This window comes from Ruegeria sp. AD11(2025), assembly GCF_056542405.1.
On the sequence record NZ_JBQFZU010000072.1, the window covers coordinates 1 to 4,220 of the forward strand.

4 protein-coding genes are annotated in these 4,220 nt (G+C 64.4%); all 4 read left to right on the plus strand.

All coding sequences use genetic code 11. The annotated features are described in order from the left end of the window. Positions 1 to 457, plus strand: a 457-nt coding sequence (locus tag ACR1XY_RS24120; RefSeq protein ID WP_480597279.1) for a GntR family transcriptional regulator, incomplete at its 5' end; no start/stop codon positions are given. Between the two features lie 8 nt (positions 458 to 465). Next, on the plus strand, positions 466 to 1,383 hold the full coding sequence (locus ACR1XY_RS24125) for a dihydrodipicolinate synthase family protein (protein ID WP_480597283.1): 918 nt from the start codon (positions 466 to 468) through the stop codon (positions 1,381 to 1,383). 5 nt (positions 1,384 to 1,388) lie between these two features. Further along, complete coding sequence (locus tag ACR1XY_RS24130) at positions 1,389 to 2,885, plus strand: aldehyde dehydrogenase (RefSeq protein WP_480597287.1); 1,497 nt, start codon at positions 1,389 to 1,391, stop codon at positions 2,883 to 2,885. Continuing rightward, positions 2,882 to 4,220, plus strand: a 1,339-nt coding sequence (locus tag ACR1XY_RS24135; protein ID WP_480597289.1) for an NAD(P)/FAD-dependent oxidoreductase, incomplete at its 3' end; no start/stop codon positions are given. The genes ACR1XY_RS24130 and ACR1XY_RS24135, both read left to right, overlap by 4 nt.

Genomic DNA, 4,220 nt, shown 5'->3' on the forward strand with positions numbered 1-4,220 from the left:
CCCGATGATGTATGGGGCTGTTTTGCAGTTGGCGGCGAAGAATGCGACGGGTGTGCAGGTTGGAGCGCTCAAGGCGGCGCAGGAGGCGTTCAAGGCGGCGCTTCGGAGTGGCTCGAGCGCCGAGCGGGCCATGGCCAACAACCGCTTTCACGAGATCACGGGCGAGATGGCGGACAACATCTATCTTGCGCCCTCTTTTCAGCGGTTGTTGATCGATCATGCCCGTATCGGGATGACCTTCTACCGCCCTCAGGACCGCCAGATGGCGGAGAACCTGTCCGAGGCCAGTGCCCAGCATGACGCCATCATCGCCGCCATCGAGGCGGGTGATGAGGCGGCTGCCTCGCAGCTGGCCATCGATCATTGGAACCTGTCGCGCGACCAGATCGAGCTGTTCGTCATGCCTGCCGGGCTTGACCTGCCGCTGGGGACGATGGCGCGCAAAACCCCTGCATGAGGACCTGAATGACCCCGATTTTCAATTTTGAAGGGATCTACACCCCCGTCGTGACCCCCTATCACGCCGATGGTAGCGTGAACTGGGACGCGCTGTCCGACGTGATCGAACACCTGATCGAGAACGGCGTACATGGCCTGATCTCGGGCGGCTCGACCGGTGAGAACTATGCCCAGACCGTTGCCGAGCGTCTGGAGCTGGCCAGGTTCACCCATGAGCGCCTGAAAGGCCGCCTGCCGCTGGTGGTGGGCACGGGGGCGATGATGACGCCGGACTCGATTGCGCTGGCCGCCGGCGCGCGCCAGATCGGCGCGGATGCGATCCTGCTGGCCAGCCCGGCCTATTCGGTGCCGACCGACCGCGAAAACGCGCTGAATGCGCTGGCCATCGACAAGGCGGCTGATCTGCCGGTGATGCTGTACAACTATCCGCACCGCACCGGCACCATGATGGGCGCGGAATTCCTGGACCGCGTCGGCCGCAGCCGCAACTTCTGCGGCATCAAGGAAAGCTCGGGCGATATCAACCGGGTACATCTGCTGGCGCGCGACTATCCGCATGTCCAGATGGGCTGCGGCATGGACGACCAGGCGCTGGAGTTTTTTGCCTGGGGCGCCCCGTTCTGGGTTTGTGGCGGGTCGAACTTCCTGCCCGCGGAACATGTGGCGCTGTACAATGCCTGCGTGGTCGAGGGCAACTTTGACAAGGGCCGTCGCATCATGAGCGCGATGCTGCCGCTGATGCATGTGCTGGAACAGGGCGGCAAGTTCATCCAGACCATCAAGCACGGCGTCACCATGAACGGGATCGACGCGGGCGTCATGCGCGCGCCCCTGAAGGGTCTGAACAAGGATGACAAGCGCGCGCTGGAACAGGTCACGCGCGTATTGAAACGCAAGATCGCCGACATCGTGGCAGAAGGGTAAGACACATGGATCTGCTGACACAGGACGAATACAAATCCATTGCCGCAGGTCTGAACCTGCCCACCGGCGCGTTCATCGACGGCACCTTCCGCCCGGCGATTTCCGGCAAGACCTTCACCAGCACCAACCCGGCCACCGGCGAAACGCTGGCCGAGATCGCCGCCTGCGGTGCCGAGGACGTGGACTTTGCCGCCGAGAAGGCGCGCGAGGCGTTTGACGACGGCCGCTGGTCGAAACTGCACCCGTCCGAACGCAAGGACGTGCTGATCCGGCTGTGCAAACTGATGACCCGCAACGCGCGCGAATTGGCGGTGATGGAAAGCCTCGACAGCGGCAAGACGATCTACGACTGCGAGACCGTGGACCTGCCCGAGACCATCCACTGCCTGAAATGGCACGCCGAGGCGATCGACAAGATCTATGATCAGGTGGCGCCGGCCAGCGACGATCACATCGCCATGGTGGTGCGTGAGCCGATCGGCGTTGTGGGCCTGGTGCTGCCGTGGAACTTCCCGCTGCTGATGCTGGCGTGGAAGATCGGCCCGGCTCTGGCGGCGGGCTGTTCGCTGGTCGTCAAGCCGGCCAAGGAAACCACCCTGACCGCGCTGCGCGTGGCCGAACTGGCTGTCGAGGCCGGACTGCCCGCCGGTGTTCTGAACATCCTGCCCGGTGGTGGCGGAGACGTGGGCGAACCGATCGGCCGTCACATGGATATCGACATGGTGTCCTTCACCGGCTCGACCGTGACCGGCAAGAGGTTCCTGACCTATTCGGCGGAAAGCAACGCCAAGGAGGTTGTGCTTGAGATGGGCGGCAAGAACCCGGCCATCGTCATGGACGATGCCGAGAACCTGGACCGCGTGGCCCAGCATCTGGTCAACGGCGCGTTCTGGAACATGGGCGAGAACTGCTCGGCCAGTTCGCGCCTGATCGTGCACAAGGACGTCAAGGCCGAATTGCTGGAGCGCATCGCGCATCATGCCAAACAGTGGAATATCGGCGACCCGCTGGACCCGGAAACCCGCATGGGCGCGCTGGTGTCCGAGGCGCACTTTGCCAAGGTTTGCAGCTACTTGGATCAGGCCGAGAATGTGGTGATCGGCGGCAAGGCCAATGACGGGTTTGTCGAGGCCACGGTGGTCGAGGTCGCGGACAACAACGCCCTGCTGGCCCGCGAAGAGATCTTTGGCCCGGTCCTGTCGGTGATCGAGGTCTCGGGCTTCGACGAAGCCATCGCGGTCGGCAATGACACCGAATACGGCCTGTGCGCGTCGATCTTCACCGCCAATGCCAAACGCGCCATCCGCGGTGCCCGCGCCCTGCGGGCCGGTACCGTGACGGTCAACAGCTTTGGCGAGGGCGACATCTCGACCCCGTTTGGCGGGTTCAAGCAATCGGGCTTTGGCGGCCGCGACAACTCGGTCCATGCGCATGATCAGTACACCCAGCTGAAAACCATCTGGATCGATCTGGCCGATGATGCAGACGAGGCGGTGGATTGACCCGCTACACCGCCAGAACCCTGCCGGTCCACCGCGGACCGGCCGCCTGGAGCGCCATTCTTGGCGCCCAGCCCCCGGCGGTTGCGCTGGAGAGTGACACCACCGCCGACTTTGTCATCGTCGGCGCGGGCTTTGCCGGCCTGTCGGCCGCGCGGCGTCTGCACCAGTTGCAGCCCGATGCGAAAGTGGTGGTGCTGGAGGCCGGGCGCGTGGCCGAAGGGGCTGCGGGCCGCAATTCCGGCTTCATGATCGACCTGCCGCATGATCTGGCCTCGGATGACTATGCCGGGTCCGGTGACGACCGCAAAATGATCGGCCTGAACCGGAAGGCGATTGCCTTTGCCCGCGCGGCGGTCGAGCAATATCGGATCGACCCGAACTTCTTTGATCCGGCGGGCAAAGTGAACGGTGCCGCCAGCGCGGCGGGCCATGCCCATAACGTCAGCTATGCACAGCACCTCGAGACGTTGGGCGAAACCAGCGAGATGCTGGATTCCCAGCAGATGCACGACCTGACCGGCTCGCGCCACTACCGGTCGGGCCTCTACACATCCGGAACGGTCATGTTGCAGCCCGCAGGCTATATTCGCGGACTGGCCGCCGGATTGGTCGGGGACGGCGTGGCGCTGTACGAGAATTCCGCTGTAACCGGGTTCGAAAAGCACGGCGGCGCGTGGCAGGTAAAAACCCGGCGCGGCGCGGTCAGCACCGGCGCAGTGATCCTGACGGTCAATGGCCATCTCGAAAGCTTCGGCATCGAGCGCAACCGGCTGATGCAGCTGTTCCTGTTTGCGGCGATGACGCCCGAACTGGACAGCGCCGCGCTGGCCCGGCTGGGCGGCCGGCCCCGCTGGGGGGTGACCCCCTCCGATCCGATGGGCACCACGATGCGGCGCATTGATACCGGTCAGGGCGGCAATCGCATCATCACCCGCACCTGCGCCGCGCTGCGCCCCGGCTTGGCGGCGAGGGCGCGCGATCTGACGCGGGCATCGCGGGTGATGCAGCGCAAGTTCGAGCAACGCTTCCCGCAATTGGCCGGGACCGAGATGCAATATCATTGGGCCGGCCACCTGTGCCTGAGCCTGAACGGCGTCTCAGTCACGCGCCAGATCGACCAGGGCATCTATTCCGGCTGCGTCCAGAACGGTCTGGGCACCGCACGCGGCACCCTCACCGGCATCGCAGCGGCGGAACTGGCCTGCACCCACAGCTCCGATATAACCCGCCATTTTGAAACCGAAGACCAACCCAAACGCCTGCCACCCCAACCCTTCCGAGAAATCGGCGCAAACGCAGTGCTGCGCTGGAAAGAATGGAAAGCGCGCGACGAAT

Coding starts and splice junctions, on each gene's coding strand:
- ACR1XY_RS24125 (WP_480597283.1), top strand. CDS start 466: ATGACCCCGATTTTCAATTTTGAAGGGATCTACACCCCCGTCGTGACC.
- ACR1XY_RS24130 (WP_480597287.1), top strand. CDS start 1,389: ATGGATCTGCTGACACAGGACGAATACAAATCCATTGCCGCAGGTCTG.